Source organism: Myroides sp. N17-2 (genome assembly GCF_002286775.1).
GTDB lineage: Bacteria > Bacteroidota > Bacteroidia > Flavobacteriales > Flavobacteriaceae > Flavobacterium.
In genome coordinates this window covers 17,081-33,069 of the sequence record NZ_NSGJ01000040.1, presented here as the reverse complement: position 1 = coordinate 33,069, position 15,989 = coordinate 17,081, and the positions used below count along the sequence as shown (strand labels likewise).

The 15,989-nt window shown below is 33.5% G+C and carries 15 protein-coding genes; 12 read left to right on the top strand and 3 right to left on the bottom strand.

Translation table 11 applies throughout. The annotated features are described in order from the left end of the window. The first annotated feature begins 21 nt into the window (after window positions 1-21). From CF599_RS15050 to CF599_RS15040, 3 genes are all read left to right on the top strand, one after another. On the top strand, window positions 22-1,452 hold the full coding sequence (locus CF599_RS15050; protein ID WP_121966822.1) for an anion permease: 1,431 nt from the start codon (window positions 22-24) through the stop codon (window positions 1,450-1,452). A gap of 109 nt (window positions 1,453-1,561) precedes the next feature. Beyond that, on the top strand, window positions 1,562-2,869 hold the full coding sequence (locus CF599_RS15045; protein WP_121966821.1) for a deoxyribodipyrimidine photo-lyase: 1,308 nt from the start codon (window positions 1,562-1,564) through the stop codon (window positions 2,867-2,869). 156 nt (window positions 2,870-3,025) lie between these two features. Continuing rightward, the gene (locus CF599_RS15040) at window positions 3,026-5,029 is read left to right on the top strand and encodes an ATP-binding protein (protein WP_121966820.1); all 2,004 of its coding nucleotides are present in this window, start codon (window positions 3,026-3,028) and stop codon (window positions 5,027-5,029) included. On the opposite strand, the gene CF599_RS15035 is transcribed toward CF599_RS15040, so the two are convergent. After that, the gene (locus CF599_RS15035) at window positions 5,026-5,787 is read right to left on the bottom strand and encodes a hypothetical protein (RefSeq protein ID WP_121966819.1); all 762 of its coding nucleotides are present in this window, start codon (window positions 5,785-5,787) and stop codon (window positions 5,026-5,028) included. The two genes, CF599_RS15040 and CF599_RS15035, sit on opposite strands and share 4 nt — an antisense overlap. A gap of 349 nt (window positions 5,788-6,136) precedes the next feature. Here CF599_RS15035 and CF599_RS15030 point away from each other — a divergent pair, with 349 nt between their 5' ends. The 5 genes from CF599_RS15030 to CF599_RS15010 all read left to right on the top strand — a co-directional run bounded on the left by CF599_RS15030 (window position 6,137) and on the right by CF599_RS15010 (window position 10,882). Further along, a complete protein-coding gene (locus tag CF599_RS15030) occupies window positions 6,137-7,615 on the top strand; it encodes a catalase (protein ID WP_121966818.1) in 1,479 nt (492 codons plus the stop codon). A 136-nt stretch (window positions 7,616-7,751) separates the two neighbouring features. Further along, window positions 7,752-8,798: a tyrosine-protein phosphatase gene (locus CF599_RS15025; RefSeq protein ID WP_121966817.1), complete on the top strand. Its 1,047-nt coding sequence runs from the start codon at window positions 7,752-7,754 to the stop codon at window positions 8,796-8,798. A 53-nt stretch (window positions 8,799-8,851) separates the two neighbouring features. Continuing rightward, window positions 8,852-9,463, top strand: coding sequence for a hypothetical protein (locus tag CF599_RS15020; protein WP_121966816.1), 612 nt, complete (start codon window positions 8,852-8,854; stop codon window positions 9,461-9,463). Between the two features lie 11 nt (window positions 9,464-9,474). Continuing rightward, on the top strand, window positions 9,475-10,158 hold the full coding sequence (locus CF599_RS15015) for a DUF4328 domain-containing protein (protein WP_121966815.1): 684 nt from the start codon (window positions 9,475-9,477) through the stop codon (window positions 10,156-10,158). A gap of 22 nt (window positions 10,159-10,180) precedes the next feature. Beyond that, complete coding sequence (locus CF599_RS15010) at window positions 10,181-10,882, top strand: hypothetical protein (RefSeq protein ID WP_121966814.1); 702 nt, start codon at window positions 10,181-10,183, stop codon at window positions 10,880-10,882. 64 nt (window positions 10,883-10,946) lie between these two features. Here the strand turns inward: CF599_RS15010 and CF599_RS15005 are convergent, their stop codons facing one another. Continuing rightward, a complete protein-coding gene (locus CF599_RS15005; RefSeq protein ID WP_121966813.1) occupies window positions 10,947-11,339 on the bottom strand; it encodes a lipocalin family protein in 393 nt (130 codons plus the stop codon). A gap of 85 nt (window positions 11,340-11,424) precedes the next feature. After that, entirely contained in the window at window positions 11,425-12,918 is a 1,494-nt protein-coding gene (locus CF599_RS15000) for a PLP-dependent aminotransferase family protein (RefSeq protein WP_121966812.1), read from the bottom strand. Between the two features lie 175 nt (window positions 12,919-13,093). Between CF599_RS15000 and CF599_RS14995 the strand changes: the two genes are divergently transcribed. The 4 genes from CF599_RS14995 (at window position 13,094) to CF599_RS14980 (ending at window position 15,986) form a co-directional block, all read left to right on the top strand. After that, window positions 13,094-13,915, top strand: coding sequence for a hypothetical protein (locus CF599_RS14995; RefSeq protein WP_121966811.1), 822 nt, complete (start codon window positions 13,094-13,096; stop codon window positions 13,913-13,915). A gap of 102 nt (window positions 13,916-14,017) precedes the next feature. Further along, on the top strand, window positions 14,018-14,347 hold the full coding sequence (locus CF599_RS14990) for a multidrug efflux SMR transporter (RefSeq protein ID WP_121966810.1): 330 nt from the start codon (window positions 14,018-14,020) through the stop codon (window positions 14,345-14,347). A 353-nt stretch (window positions 14,348-14,700) separates the two neighbouring features. Continuing rightward, window positions 14,701-15,285 (top strand): Crp/Fnr family transcriptional regulator, encoded by a 585-nt coding sequence (locus CF599_RS14985; protein WP_121966809.1) that lies wholly within the window; start codon window positions 14,701-14,703, stop codon window positions 15,283-15,285. An 80-nt stretch (window positions 15,286-15,365) separates the two neighbouring features. Next, window positions 15,366-15,986 carry a hypothetical protein gene (locus tag CF599_RS14980; protein ID WP_121966808.1) on the top strand — a complete coding sequence of 207 codons (621 nt, stop codon included), beginning with the start codon at window positions 15,366-15,368 and terminating at the stop codon, window positions 15,984-15,986. Window positions 15,987-15,989: the final 3 nt, after the last annotated feature.

Genomic DNA, 15,989 nt, shown 5'->3' with positions numbered 1-15,989 from the left:
TAGCATTAAGATATTAAACATATGAAAGAAGTAAATCTTAAGAATCTCGCGATTACCGCAGTAGTCGGTATCGCCCTATGGTTTTGCCCTATTCCAGAAGGAGTAACACCAGATGCATGGCATTTATTTGCCATCTTCGTTAGTACTATTTTAGGTATTATCTTAAAGGCAGCACCGATGGGAACGATGTGTATGTTAGCAGTAGGTCTAACAGCATTCTTTCAATTATTAGCGCCTGGAGATCCTGGTAAATCAATAGCCCTTAGTTTAAGTGGTTTTGGAGATAAAGTAATTTGGCTGATAGGAATTTCATTCTTTATTGCCAGAGGATTTATTAAAACAGGATTAGGAAATAGAATAGCATTTTTATTTATCCGTGCTTTTGGTAAAAGTACTTTAGGATTAGCGTATGGATTAGGATTAGCAGATTTAGTATTAGCACCTGCTATCCCAAGTAATACAGCGCGTGGAGGAGGTATTATCTATCCTATCATGAAGTCAATGGCAATGAACTTCGGTTCTGATGCTGCAAAACCAGAGACACATAAGAAATTAGGGTCATTCTTAACATTGAATTGTTACTATATGAACTTGATTGCTTCTTCAATGTTTTTAACAGGTACAGCAAGTAACCCTATGTGTCAGAAGTTCGCTGCTGATATGGGGATTAATATTTCTTGGATGTCATGGGCTGCTGCAGGTTTTGTACCTGGATTAGTTGCTTTTATTTTGACTCCAATCGTACTTTATAAGATATTCCCACCAGAACTTAAGAAAACAGGTGATGCTCCTAAAGTAGCAGCTGAGAAATTAAAAGAGATGGGTAAGTTATCTATACCAGAGATTCTAATGTTAGTGACATTCGTTATTTTATTAGCATTATGGATTACAGGAGATTTATTTAGTATCGATGCAACTACAACAGCATTTATCGGATTAGCTATATTATTATTAACCTCTGTATTAACTTGGGAAGATGTCAAAGCAGAAAAAGGAGCTTGGGATACTATCGTATGGTTCGCAGTGTTGGTAATGATGGCGAGTTCATTAAATAAATTAGGATTTATCGGATGGTTTAGTGATTTAGTAAAAGGTAAAATGGGCGATATGGATTGGCATTATGCTTTCCCGATTATTGTGATTGTTTACTTCTTTAGTCACTATATCTTTGCGAGTGCTACTGCTCACGTTGCAGCGATGTATGCAGCATTGTTAGGAGTAGGAGTTTCGCTAGGTGTACCTCCGGTTTTACTAGCTATGATGTTAGGTTTTATGGGATCTATTTATGGAACATTAACACATTATGGACATGGACCTGCACCTGTATTCTTCGGAAGTGGCTATGTAGAGTTAAAGTCATGGTGGACCTACGGATTAATCATAGGAGTAATGTTATTAATCATTTATCTAGTAGTAGGTACGAGTTGGATGAGTTTAATAAGTGCCTTTTAGTAAAGTAGTTTATATTTGATTTAGTGGGCTAAGTATTCTTTTATATCTTTCGAGAATAAAAGAGTACTTAGCTCATTTTTTTTGGGAATACTTTAGAAGTTATGTAGATATGAATAGAGAAGAAATAGTTGTTTTTTGGTTTAGACGTGATTTGCGTTTAGAAGATAATGTTGCTTTGTATTATGCTTTGCAAAGTGGATATCGTATACTACCTATCTTTATTTTTGACAAAGACATATTGAAGCAGTTTACAGATCCATTTGATAAGCGCTTAGAATATATTCATCAAGCATTGTCTAGAGTGAATGATACTTTGTCAAAACTAGGTACAGGAGTACTATGTTTTCATAATACAGTGACGGAAGTATTTGCCTCTCTAATGCAGGAGTATGAAGTGAAAGCTGTTTATACTAATGAGGATTATGAACCCCGTACGATTAAAAGGGATGCAGAAGTAGAACAGCTTTTAGCAAATCAAAGTATTCCGTTAAATAGATATAAAGATCATGTTATCTTTAGAGGAGGAGAGATCTTAAAACAAGATGGGACACCTTATCAAGTGTATACTCCTTATGCTAAACAATGGAGGCTGTTATTGACTGAACGCCATTTGTTTAATTATTCTGTTGAGTTAAAGCGTGAGATGCTTTATACAATGGAATGTGTCCTACCTACTTTAGAAGAAGTAGGTTATAAGCCAAGTCAAGTCAGATATGATGTTCCACAGGTCGACCTGTCTATAGTCTCTAATTATGATCAATATAGAGACTATCCAGGAGTAGAAGGAACGAGCAAGTTAGGTGTAGCTCTTCGCTTCGGTACTATATCTGTGAGACATTGTGTGAGAATAGCATTGAGGGAGAATGCAGTATGGTTATCAGAACTGATATGGAGAGAGTTCTTTGGTCAGATACTATACTTATATCCACAAGTAGAGAATAATTGTTTTAAAGCAAAATATGAAGCTGTTCAATATCGAAATAACGAAGTAGAATATGAAGCTTGGTGTAATGGGCAGACGGGGTATCCCATCGTAGATGCGGGTATGCGAGAGCTTAATACTACTGGATTTATGCATAATCGAGTGAGGATGGTTGTTGCTAGTTTTTTGACTAAACACCTACTGATTGATTGGAGATGGGGAGAAGCCTACTTCGCGCAGCAGTTACTAGATTATGATTTGGCTTCTAATAATGGCAATTGGCAATGGGTAGCAGGATGCGGATGTGATGCAGCACCATACTTTAGAGTATTTAACCCAACAGAACAGGTTAAGAAGTTCGATAAAGATGGAGTTTATCTAGATAAATGGGTTCCTGAATGGCGAGAGTTGACCTATGTACAACCTATAGTAGAACATAAATTTGCAAGAGAACGCGTGTTGTCTGCGTTTAAGAAAGCCTTAGGGAATATATAACGACCATTTACTGTGATGTATTATACCTAAAATAAAAACCATTGAAAAGAGAGGATACTTATCTTGTATAATTACTTTTCGTTTATCTGTCTATCGCATATTTTGTGTTAAATGTTATATATTTAGCCTTTAATTTTAATGTGACTCTCAATAATCATGTTTAGGAGATTTTTATTATATAGTTTGATTTGTATTAGTTTTTTACGATGTTCTAAGAAGGTTGATAATCAGATCGATATTAATGATAATGAAAAGGCAATAGAGTACAAGAGTTTTTCATTAAATGATTCACTTTATAAGAGTGAGCATAATCGTTTAACGAAACATATATTAACTTTTGGACATACACTTAATACTAATAGCGAAGTTGTTTTTTTTAAAGAGAATGTAAATTCTCGTTCATTAAGACAACGTTACTCAAACGCATTACAGAATAAAGATACTATAGGCTTAGCTCATGCTAGTTTTAGACTAGGTGAATATTATCAATATAACATAGTTGCGGATAGCAGCTATCTTTATTATAATAGAGCAACCCAATATTTTAACCATCTTCGTGATACTTTAAAACTGCAACAGACATATCTTTATTTAAGTATACTGTTAAGTGATAATAAAGTATACCCAGAAGCAGAGATTCAGATAAAGAATGCTATCGCTCTTAATAGTAAAAAGGAGAATGTATATAAACTTTATAGTCAGAAGTATGTGTTAGCGGGAGCAGAACTAGGTTTAGAGAAATATGACAAGGCAATTAGACTATTTCAAGAAGCAAACGAATTATTGAAGTCTAAAGAAATAGAAGCTTACTTTAATGCATATCAGATTAGCCTAAATCGTATCTCTATTAAGAATTACTTAGCTAAAATTTATATTTATCGCAAAGAATATAGTGAAGCTGAGGCGATGCTTAATTTAGCCTTAGAGGAATTAGCTAATGTTAGAGAGGTAGATAAGAATCTATTCTATCCCTTAATTCTTCATAAGTTCGCTAAAGTAAAGCTAGCATCTGATGATTATAAATCTGTATTAAATCTAATACAGCAATCAAAAAGTATCAATACTGCATTTAATAATCATTATTCTATTAATAATGATAACCTTGTGTATGCGGAGTATTTCTTTAAGCAAAGGGCTATTGCTGCAGGAGTATATGTATTAGGGGGGGTACTTGATTCAGCTAGGAAAAATAATGATCTAGATACACAAAGGAAAGCTTTAGAGTTATTAGTGATTTATGATAAGGCAAATTCGAAAGAGAACTTCGCAGCTTATCGCAAGATAAATAGTGTTATTAGCAATGAGATGAATATGGTGCGAAGTAAGTTCGCTCGATTAAAATATGAGTCAGATTCTTTAATTCATTCTAATAAAGTATTAAAGGATCAGAATGACTTAATTGTAATTGTTAGTATTCTTTTAATCTTACTCTTTCTAGGGGTGCTAATTGTTGTCTTTTTTAGAAACAAGGCAAAAGAAATCTCGATGATTCAAATGTATCAAAAAGATACAGAAAGATATTATGATTCTATCATACATATTCAGAATAGAATAACTAAAGCACAGGAGTTAGAGCGCAAGAAGTTTGCTAAAGAGCTACATGACGGAGTATTGAATAAATTATTTGTAACTAGGTTTTCTTTGTTACAATTAGAGCGTGATAATTTAGAGTTGACCAAAGAAGTGTTGGCTAATGAAGTGAAAGAGGTGGAGAGTTTTATTAGGAATAGTTCTCATACCTTATATAATGATGAGAAGTTTTTAGTGGGTGATTATAAGCAACTTATAGAAGAATTAGTCACGATGCAGAATAGAAATGTAACTACAACATTTACCTATACTATCGATCCTAAGTTAGATTTAGAGGTACTTACTCATCGTGTGAAAGTAAATATCTATCGTATTTTACAAGAAGTGTTTCAGAATGTACAGAAATATGCTGAAGCGAAAGAGTGTATATTAGAGTTTCAATATGTATCTGAATCAGTATTCAAAGTAAAAGTGTTGGATACAGGAAAAGGTTTTAATGTAAAAACAGTAAATAGAGGACTTGGATTAAAGAACATAGAAGATAGACTTTATCTCTTAGGGTCTAAGTTAGTATTGAGAAGCCGAAAAGGGATAGGAACATCTATAACTTTTGAAATTACTTTTAATTAAAGTCTGTATAACATCCAAATATGTGGTTCGTTATAGTATCCTTTATTTAATTCTACATTGATTCTTAGAGGGCTTAAAGCTTTCGGTAGTATATATTCGCCTGTCGTTTGGAATGTAAAGCCTGTCCATTCTTCCCATTGTGCAACGCTTCCCTCTATTTGCATAGATCTGATGCATGCTTTCGCTATTACGGCCCCATTTTTTACATGTGTACGTATACCTACATCATATGGCAATCCATAATTATTAATCCACTGTGCATAATTCGTTATATCCTGTAAGGGATAGAACTGTTTCATTTTAGGGCGTATAGGACTTATGATAGCAGTGAATTGTTGTTGAGTAGCTATGTTTTTTAACTGTTGTATGATGTATTGTTGTAAGTGATTTTGGCTATAGTCTTTATTTGTTTTTATTGATAAACAACATAGTGTATTCACAGTTAATCCTCTCTCTCCATCAGCAAACGATTTCTCTAATGCCCATCTCCAACCATCATCTGATAGATTACTTATTTCGTTTTTAGTTAAATGTAAGGGAACACAGTTTACAACAGCAACTAATGTATTGTTGTCAAAAACAAAGAATTGTTGAGAAGAAAAGTTTCTATAGATTAACTTCCAATAACGACTTTTAATACTGTCATATTGCAAATATTTAGGATTACCATCTAACTGATCTACTTTTTTTAGTAGGACTTCTATTTGTGGAGTTTGAATTGCATCATACTTTACAAAGTTAAATTCAGTTGTATTCATTTCTCTCTAAAAGATTATCTATATATGGGGTTGATAAATAAAGTTAGAAAGGTACTGCATTTATTGGTATAAATTTATATAAATTTTAATTACTGCTAACTCATTCACATTAAGAAGATATCAGTGTAAGGTCTTTGGTAGCTTGCGTTTTACTTGTTTTTTGGCGTGAAATTTGTTTCTAAAGTTATAGGTGTTTATACTGGTATTAGTATTTCTTATTTAATTTATATATTTTGATAAGTTTTATCTATAGTTGTATTAAGTAAAAGTATGCTTAGTATTCGTTATCAGTGTTTTATATCTGTATGTTTGTAAAAGAAAAATAAGAAATAAACTAAAAACAAAGAATATGAAAGAACAAAAGTTAACTACAGCTTCAGGAAGACCTTATACAGATCACGAAGATTCATTAACAGCAGGAGCTAGAGGGCCTGTGTTATTAGAAGATTATATATTACATGAGAAATTAGCTCATTTTAACAGAGAGCGTATTCCGGAGCGTATCGTTCACGCTAAGGGATCTGGAGCTTATGGAACATTCACAGTGACGAATGATATAACTAAATATACTAAAGCAAAATTATTTAGTGAAATAGGTAAACAGACTGACGTATTCTTGCGTTTCTCTACAGTAGGAGGGGAGAAAGGATCAGCAGATTCTGAGCGTGATCCACGCGGATTTGCTGTAAAGTTTTACACAGAAGATGGTAACTGGGATTTAGTAGGTAATAATACACCTGTATTCTTTATTAAAGACGCTAAGAAATTCCCTGACTTTATTCATACACAAAAGAGACACCCTGGGACTAACTTAAAGTCAGCGACAATGGTTTGGGATTTTTGGTCTTTAAACCCTGAGAGTTTACACCAAGTATTGATCTTGATGTCAGATAGAGGTACTCCATTTGGATTTAGACATATGAATGGATATGGAAGTCACACATTCTCTATGATTAACAGTGATAATGAAAGAGTATTTGTGAAGTTCCACTTTAAGACAGCACAGGGAATTAAGAACCTTACTGGACCTGAGGCTGATCAGATGAGAGCGACAGATATGGATTATGCACAACGTGATCTATATGAAAACATCTCGAATGGTAACTTCCCTAAGTGGAATCTTAATATTCAGGTGATGACAGAACAACAAGCTAAGGATGCTGTAGTAAATCCATTCGATGTTACTAAAGTATGGCCACATGCAGATTATCCACTAATCCCTGTAGGTGTATTAGAATTAAATAAAATGCCTCATAACTACTTCCAAGATGTAGAACAAGCTGCTTTTGCTCCTGCGCATATCGTGGATGGTATTGGATTCTCACCTGATAAGATGTTGCAAGGACGTATTCTTTCATATCCTGATGCACAGCGTTATAGATTAGGTACTAACTATGAACAAATACCTGTTAACCGATGCCCGTTTATGACTAATAATTATCAAAGAGATGGATATATGAGAACGGATGGTAATGGACAGGATGCTCCTAACTATTACCCTAATAGTTTTGATAATATCAAAGTAGATCAGAGCTATGCTGAGCCTGCTCAAGAGTTAAACAGTGTGATGGCTGATAGATTTGATAGAAATGGAGAAGGAGAGAATGATCACTTTAGCCAACCGGGTAAGTTATACGAAATTATGACTGCTGATCAGAAAACAAATACAGTAGCTAATATCGTAGCAGCTATGGGTGGTGTAGATGGACCTAAACGTGATGAGATTATCGGTAGACAACTGTGTCACTGGTTTAGAGCAAATACGGAGTTAGGGATGAGAATTGCTCAAGGCTTAAACTTCGATGTAAGCAAACATATGAATTCATAATAGTTATTTATAATACCCCGAGAAGCCTCCTGCTATCAGTAGATAGTAGGGGCTTTTTTACTTATTGATAGGGTCTCTTTTCTTGATTCTAGAATATTATACTTATTTTTGTTAGTAACCAAATCCTAAGAAAGTTATGCGCCATACACATATTTTACTATTTACAATTACTTCTTTTTTATTAGCAGGGTGTTCTTATAAAGCCTATCAACCAATTGCTTTTTCTGATTTAGATACAAAACAATATATTATTGAGAATAAAAAAGGATATACAGCACACTTACCTACTGGTGGTAAAATATTATTAGATAATGATACTTCTATAGATGTAGTAGACCAAGATGTTCAACTTCCTACTAAAGAAAGAAATGTATATAAAGTAGTATCTGACAAGGATACTTCTTATTTGTCTAATAGACATTTAAAGTTTAAGAAAGTACACAACTTCCGCGATATGGGAGGAATTAGAAATAAGGAAGGGAAGCAGATTGTATGGGGACACTTCTTTAGGAGTGGACAACTCTCTAAGCTTAAGAATAGTGAATATGCTAAGTTAGAGGCTATAAATGTGAAGACTGTCATAGACTTGCGTACTGATAAAGAGTTAGCAAAGAAGCCTGATAGAGTACCTGCAGGTGTATCATATAGTAATGTACAAGTATATGATGACTCTGAAGATATGTTCTCGAAGACAAAGAAAGAGGTGTTAAAAGGGAAGATAACTCCTGTTCAAGCAGACAGCTTAGTAATGGAGTTCTATAAGCTATATATGCTTGAGAATCCTCAATTAGTCAAGGGCATAGTAGATCAGTTATTCGATACGGATGATGCTGTATTATTTCACTGCTCGGCTGGTAAAGATAGGACAGGTATGATAGGTGCACTTGTACTGAGTATCTTAGAGGTAGATAGAGAGACGATTATATCAGAGTATATGTTGTCTAATAATTATAGAGCCAAAGAAGTAGAGAGTCGCTTAAAGCTGGCGAAGATAGGAAAGGTGGTTTATCCTAAAATAGACTATCAAGTGATAGAAAACTTCTCATGGATAAAGCCTATTTATATAGAAGCGATGTTTAAGGGAATCGAAGGCAAATATGGAACGATGGATAGTTATATCACTACGGGGTTAGGCATAAGCAAAGAGAAAAGACAGGTATATATAGATAAATATACGTATTAGAGTTTTGTGTTAGTCATCAATTGTTATAATTTAGAGAAATCAAATAGATAGTTATGTATAAAGCGATATGGAGTATCATAGCTTTGTTTAGTGTTATCACTATACAAGCACAAGAAAAGGCATTTAGTCAGAAGATAGGCAAGTTAATGGAATTAGTCACAGCAGAGCATGTAGATAATGCACAAGTACGTGATATTCTTAAGACTTTAGCTATAGCACCTAAAGAGATGCAAGAGGGAAAGATGGACTACAGCATATATGATGACTTCGAAGGAGATACACTGTATTATATTCCTTATAAAACAGCAGAAGAACCTCGTTTTTCCGTAGAGAAGCTAAAGCAAGGGGATAAACTGTACTATACTCTTCAGTTCTTAATAGACAGTGGATATAAGAAAGATGCATCAGGTAAAGTGACTTTTAATGATAAAGCCTATTTATACAATACGACAGTGGATGAACTAATGCCTTATTGTACCACGCCTATGAATTATAAAAATGGCAAGGGTAATAATCCTGAGTCTCCATTGTTAAGTTGTGTATATACAAACCCTAAGAGTAATAGAAAGCTGATGTATTGGGTAGTCTGCGAAGAAAAAATAGGAGATAAAGAAAAGAATAAAGTAAAAGAAATCAAGATTCAAAGTCAAGAACTTTGGAGATAAATGTATATTCTATGTTGTTGTCTAATGTTAGTAGAGGTAATGTATTAGCAGTTGCTATTAAGTTGTTGATTATTTCATCTGTAGCAAGCCTAAACTGCTTGTTCATTCAGTATGTGATTTATAATAATGTAAGTGCAGGGATTCACTATTCCAATAAAGACCTGATGAGATTCGAAACAATAAACTACATCGTTACAATATTTAATATGGTAGCTAGTGTATTCTTTTTAATCCTATTTATCGTTTGGTTTTTTAGAGCCTATGTTAATATGCAACGTGTTGACCCTAGACTTAAAGATTCTAAGTATTGGGTGTTATTCGGGTGGTTAGTACCTGTGTTTAATTTTATTATGCCTTATCGATTACTTAATAAGATGACTATCTGTGCAGTGTTGTATATACAAAAACGCACTACTGTACGACTAAAAAAGTTTAAGCCTTATTGGATATTGCTTATATGGATTAGTTTTATCTTAATATATTTTATGCGTATGTATCAGTATAGAGTTATGGCTATTCTTGATGTGATGTATATTGTTAAGCTAGGTATTCTTATTCATACAGTGATATTAATTACTATTTTACTATTTGCTTCTTACTTTAATTTCTATAGAAAATTAGAAGCGCTAATCTATAAGATGGAGCTAGAGAATAGAGGTGATTCTACAGATTGTATTGAATTAGTGAGAGAGTAAGGCGATTGATTTATATCTGATTATGATAGGGAAACAAACAGTTTTGAATCTTGTAAATGATATTGGGCAGACTTATGTTCAGCGAGGTTTTATATCTACTCAGAAAGGACTAGTCTTAAAACATACTATTGCTAGTAATGGATTTGAATTAGTACTTAAGTTTCACATTATTAATAGTGAAGTGAAAGAGAGTATGGCTATCTCTTGTGTCATAATGGTACTCTCTGAGCAATTAAAAGAATGGAGACTAAACAAGTATAGAAGTCGCGATCTAGCAGTAGATACAGTATTTATAGCCCAACTACAAGAGATAATTCCTGAGATGCCTAAGAAGTTTAGTTGGGACATTACACAGAAGAACGTATCAGAGTTTAGAGATACTATGGCATCTTTATTTGCTAATTATGTAGAGACTATCTTTGATCTTTTTATAAATGAAAAAGAGTTGATAAACCATATTATTGAATATGGATGGAGGTTAAACGAGTTTATGTCTTCAGAACATTTTGTGTATCCTATTGATTTTATGTGTTGCTTTGCTTCACACGAGCAGAATGTAACAGGGTTTAATAACTATCTAAAGCGAGAAGGCTTAAGTAGTCAGGCAAAACGAGTGTATAAAGAAATGAGTTCTCCTAAGTATAAAGGTTTCCTCGTTAGTGATGCTGTTACAGATAAGGTATTTCAGATAGCTTATATTCACAAGATACCTATCTTGATATAATATAAAGTAAACAAGGCGAGTATAGAATGTAACTATACTCGCCTTGTTTATGATGAAGAGCTTATTATTTAGAGACTCTCTTATAAGTATATTCTTGACCGTTTTGTTCTAATACAATAACATCATCACTTACCGCTTTCATCGTTAAGATCAGTGTATCATTTTTGCTTTCAGCATTCTTAGAGATTACATATAAATAGTGATTTGATACCCACCAATTTTTATATTCATTATTAATGATGTTGGTAGAAGATGCTTCCCCATTTTCATTTAGTATAAAACTCTTTGGTTTGTCTGCGTTAAAAGGAGTAAACTCAGTCCATTCTCCTTGAACAGACTTTGCAGCTACAGCTTCTTGCTCATTCATTTCTGGACGTGTAAAGTTTTCTTCTTTTTTACAACTAACGAATAAGGTTATACTTAATATAACGAAGCTAAAAATCTTAATTGCTTTCATATTTGGTGTTAAAAAATATTATAATAAACAAATATAGCTAAAATACTTCTATTGTTGAAGTGTGTTGGTTATTCGTATGCTACCTTTATTTGGCTGATATAGTATGAATAGAACGATATAGTATATCTAAGTTGACTTCCATCTCCTCTTTATTTAGATGGCCATATCCTAGTCTTATTCCTGTGAGTTTTCTATCTTGATATAAAAGCGTTTTAGGCAAAAACAGATTGTTCTTACTACATTCTTTGTGTAGATGCATAAGATTAATAGGAGTATTCCATTCTGTCCATATCGCTAACCCACCTGCAGGAACTTTAAAGGTGATATGATCACTGAAGTACTGCTCTAATAAGAGAGCGAAAGTATCTCTTCGTTCTTTGTATATTTTAGAAGCTTTCTTTAAATATCTAAATATCTCACCCTCTTCTATAAGTTCATTTAAAACCTGTTCCATAACAACATCTCCTCTTGGATCAAGTAGGTAAAGATACTTTTGCATTTCTACTAATACACTCTCTGGTGCTACGATAAAACCATTCTCAAAACTTGGAGCTAATGACTTGCCAAAAGAACCAACATAAACGACCATACCCTCTGTATCCACGCTTGCTAGTGGAAGTACAGGACTCTTATCATAGTGGAAGTCATAGTCGTAATCATCTTCTAAAATAATAAAATCATACTTATTAGCAAGGTTTAAAAGCTGCACTCTACGCTGTGCACTTAGCGTGACAGTAGTAGGGTAGTGGTGATGAGGAGTTAGATAAAGCATACGTATAGTGTGGTCTTTACACATCTTCTCTACTGCTTTTACATCAATACCTTCATCATCTATAGGGACAGTTAATACCTGTGCGCCTGCTTCTTGAAACGTCATATTACTCGCGTAATAACTAAGATTAGCTACTAATACTTTATCCCCTTTAGAGAGTAGTACACGGCAAGCAATGTAGATACTCATCTCAGTGCTACGTGTGATTAATATATTCTTGTTTGTTACGTGAAGACCTCTTGATAAGTTGAGGTAATTAGCCATATTCTTTTTAAAAGAATAGTTGTCTTCATAAGCCGTATGATATAACTTTTTTCGATTGCTTTTCCTCTTTAGATTAGCGCTGTAGAATGAGGATAATTGATCTATTTGAATGATGCGTGTATCTGTAGACCCATCGTTAAATAGATTGTCACAGTGAGTAACTTCATGAGGAGAATCAAGAATATTATTAGACTGAAAAGAGTATCCTGTTTTGACAGGGTATTGTTGAATAGTCTTATAATCTATTTCGTTTGATTTGTTAGGACTGTAAGATTTCTTGCTTAAGACAAAACATCCTTTGTTAGGAATCATTTCTATCCATCCTTGAGTCGTTATTTCCTCAAAGGCGGCTACTACAGTATTTCGATTTACACCTAATAGAATTGCGATGGTTCTAGTGCCAGGTAGTTTAGTTCCCTCAGGTATAAAATTGCGTTGAATGGCATTGCTAAACTGATTAGCTATCTGCATATAAATGGCTGTAGAGGAACTTCTATCTATCTTGATAAAGCTCTGGTAAGGTATCTTTACTGGACTAGGCATCTGTGAAAATATATGGAGTAATCTATTCCGGAAAGGTACTGTTTTTATTTTACTTTTTATAAGTTGTCTTTGTGAGGTTTGGTAATTTATTAGGCATAATACTATCTTATATTCTGTTACATTTCTTGTTCATAAGCGAGTTTTCATTTAATTTAGTGGCAATAATTTTAGAACAATGAATGTATCCATACTTCAGATGGTTAGTATAGTGAGCTATTCTAATGCTTATCTTAGTGATCAGTTGCCAGAGATATCTAATCAAGGAGAAAAGATCTCGATGTACTGTAATAAAGTATTGTTTCACGTTCCTGTAGTGGGAAATGAGAATCAATATACTACACAGGCACCAATTGATTGGTTTATATCTTTAAAGTATCGAGGAGTAAAGGAAGTAAAACTGTTTTATAAGGCTATTCCTAATCAGAATATTCCAGAACGTATGTCTGCAGGGTTTGTAGGTGGGGCAGGAGTATGGATGGTAGAGGTCGTTTTAGAGGGGAAGTCAGAGTTTTGGTACAGTAAATGGGTCGTAGACGAGGATCAACGCAAGCTTGGTTCTAACCGAATCTGGACAGTGACGTATAAACTAGCTCCTGTCGATCAGCTACCTAGTGAAGTGTACGATATAAAGCAGCAGATAGATGAGTTAAAATCTATTCTAGAAAACCTAGTAGACTTCTGTACTATTGAGGATTTAGATAATTGGAAGAATATATTTAAAGGAGCAAGAGAAGTGCTGCTTAAAGGCAAGCCGTCTACCTCTACCTATCTAAAGGATATGATAGTAGAGGGGATATATACAGATGAAGCATTAGCTTTAATGGAAGCGTCAGATAGAGCGTATGTATTCAGTGGTATGGGATCTTGGAATGATATAGCTGGTTTTAGCTCTAAAGAACAAGAGCAGGTTTATATAAGGTTATCAGAGCAGTTATATACCTGTTTGAACAAGAGTATTCTGTCTTTTGCGAACTCTTGTCTGTCTTGTAGTATGTAGATAGCAGAGTAATACTAAAAATAATTAACTTTTTTATTTTCATTTGATAAAAAATAAAACATTTTTATTATTCACCTTTGCACCCTAAATTTTTAAAGAGAAATGAACTGGATTATTTTAGTGATAGGTGGACTATTCGAAGTAGCATTTACATTTTGTTTAGGTAAAGCGAAAGAAACATCTGGAGTAGAATCTTACGGCTGGTATGCAGGTTTTTTACTAGCATTAGTATTGAGTATGGCAGCATTAGTAAAGGCTACTCAATCATTACCATTAGGTACAGCTTATGCTGTGTGGACTGGTATCGGAGCAGTAGGAACTGTATTAGTAGGTATTTTTGTATTTAAAGATCCAGCTACATTTTGGAGAATGTTCTTTATCGCAACATTGATAGGTTCTATTATAGGACTTAAAGTAGTAGCTGCTTCATAATTAGAGAATAAACAATATACTATAGACTGTAAATCCTAACTTGAATTTATAGTTGTATCCAAAACAAAAGGGACTTTCATCAAACAATGAAAGTCCCTTTTTTAGTAATGAAAAAGTAGCTAATTGTGTTGTTATGTGTGCTATTATGGAATTTATTAAATATGATATCTACTTGTTATATGTTAAAAGTAAGTATGTTATTTTAAATATGAAATACCTTTATTTGTTCTGTGATAGTTTTATCTTAAAATATTTGAATATATTCATTAATAGATCATTTAGAAGCTAAAGTTATTATTTCTTATGTGCTTTAGATGCCTTTTCTTTGTCCCTTGTAATAAGATTAGTAAACAATGAATGAACAATACTTAGAGATTTTTAGCGCTCACCTAAGGCAGACAATTCAATTAGATGATAATGCTGTGAACAGGGTGTTAGAAGCAGTGGAAATAGTAAAGTTAAAGAGAAAAGAATTATTACTTACTCCAGGGCAACCTTCTAAACATATGCGTTTCATTGCAGAGGGAAGTGCAAGATGTTATTATCTAGATGAAAATAGTCAAGAACATACTCTTCAGATAGGAATAGAGAATTGGTGGGTGAATGATTTATATAGTTTTCTTACTCAGAAAGATTCGCAGATGTATATCCAAGCGATAGAACCTGCCGTTATTCTACAAATCAGTCAATCTAATCTAGAGCAACTTTATATCGATGTTCCTGAAATCTCTACCTTTTTTCGTATTAAGATTCAGAGTGCCTATGTAGCTCTTCAAGAGCGTATGATAGAAAATTTAAGTACAGAGGTTTATACACGTTATCAGAAGTTTATTAAAGAGTATAGAGATATAGAACAACGTGTGCCACAGTATATCGTTGCTTCTTATTTAGGTGTTACCCCAGAGTTTCTTAGTTATTTAAAGAAAAAACACCTATAACGCGTTTCTTAAGTTATCTTAAGAACCACCTTATCACGAGCTAATACATTTGCCTTACACAAAACAACAATAGTAAGCAGATGAGATTAGCTTTTTTTTATACTCTATTTTTTATAGTGTTTGGACAGACAGTATTCGCACAGAAGTTTTCATTCACTCCTGAAGGAATGGTAGGTAACCGTTCTTATTTTTATACGCATACCTTTAATTATCAAATTAGTGATAAGGTAAAACTTCAAAACCTAATCTTATTTGATACCGAATATGATAATGACAAGCATAATATCCTATTTATGCGCAATACTTTAGTGTATCAATTTTCTAAATATTTTAGTCTTAATACCTCTATAGGTATTAAGAATCCGGGTAAGTTCGCCAGTATGTTGGTTCAGTATCAGGTGGTAGGAAAGGAAATGCTATTCTCTTATTCTGTGGGGACAACATATCAAGCAGGCTTTACATTAGAACAGTCTATTCTTTTTGAATATACACCTAGTATCACTGATAAAGTGAAGGGACTTTTTAGAGTATCTGCTGTGGGAAATGTAAATAAAGAGGAGTATACAAGAGGTTTTCAACACATTAGGCTAGGGGTAAAATATGAGCAATATAGTTTTGGCTTAGCCACTAATTTAGAACAGTTTAATAATTCATGGAAGCACTTAGAAAATTATGGTGTTTTCGCAAAAGTAAATTTATAAGAG

Coding starts and splice junctions, on each gene's coding strand:
- CF599_RS14980 (WP_121966808.1), top strand. CDS start 15,366: ATGAGATTAGCTTTTTTTTATACTCTATTTTTTATAGTGTTTGGACAG.
- CF599_RS15035 (WP_121966819.1), bottom strand. CDS start 5,787: ATGAATACAACTGAATTTAACTTTGTAAAGTATGATGCAATTCAAACT.
- CF599_RS15030 (WP_121966818.1), top strand. CDS start 6,137: ATGAAAGAACAAAAGTTAACTACAGCTTCAGGAAGACCTTATACAGAT.
- CF599_RS15010 (WP_121966814.1), top strand. CDS start 10,181: ATGATAGGGAAACAAACAGTTTTGAATCTTGTAAATGATATTGGGCAG.
- CF599_RS14995 (WP_121966811.1), top strand. CDS start 13,094: ATGAATGTATCCATACTTCAGATGGTTAGTATAGTGAGCTATTCTAAT.
- CF599_RS15020 (WP_121966816.1), top strand. CDS start 8,852: ATGTATAAAGCGATATGGAGTATCATAGCTTTGTTTAGTGTTATCACT.
- CF599_RS15025 (WP_121966817.1), top strand. CDS start 7,752: ATGCGCCATACACATATTTTACTATTTACAATTACTTCTTTTTTATTA.
- CF599_RS15045 (WP_121966821.1), top strand. CDS start 1,562: ATGAATAGAGAAGAAATAGTTGTTTTTTGGTTTAGACGTGATTTGCGT.
- CF599_RS15005 (WP_121966813.1), bottom strand. CDS start 11,339: ATGAAAGCAATTAAGATTTTTAGCTTCGTTATATTAAGTATAACCTTA.
- CF599_RS15000 (WP_121966812.1), bottom strand. CDS start 12,918: ATGCCTAGTCCAGTAAAGATACCTTACCAGAGCTTTATCAAGATAGAT.
- CF599_RS15015 (WP_121966815.1), top strand. CDS start 9,475: ATGTTGTTGTCTAATGTTAGTAGAGGTAATGTATTAGCAGTTGCTATT.
- CF599_RS14985 (WP_121966809.1), top strand. CDS start 14,701: ATGAATGAACAATACTTAGAGATTTTTAGCGCTCACCTAAGGCAGACA.
- CF599_RS14990 (WP_121966810.1), top strand. CDS start 14,018: ATGAACTGGATTATTTTAGTGATAGGTGGACTATTCGAAGTAGCATTT.
- CF599_RS15050 (WP_121966822.1), top strand. CDS start 22: ATGAAAGAAGTAAATCTTAAGAATCTCGCGATTACCGCAGTAGTCGGT.
- CF599_RS15040 (WP_121966820.1), top strand. CDS start 3,026: ATGTTTAGGAGATTTTTATTATATAGTTTGATTTGTATTAGTTTTTTA.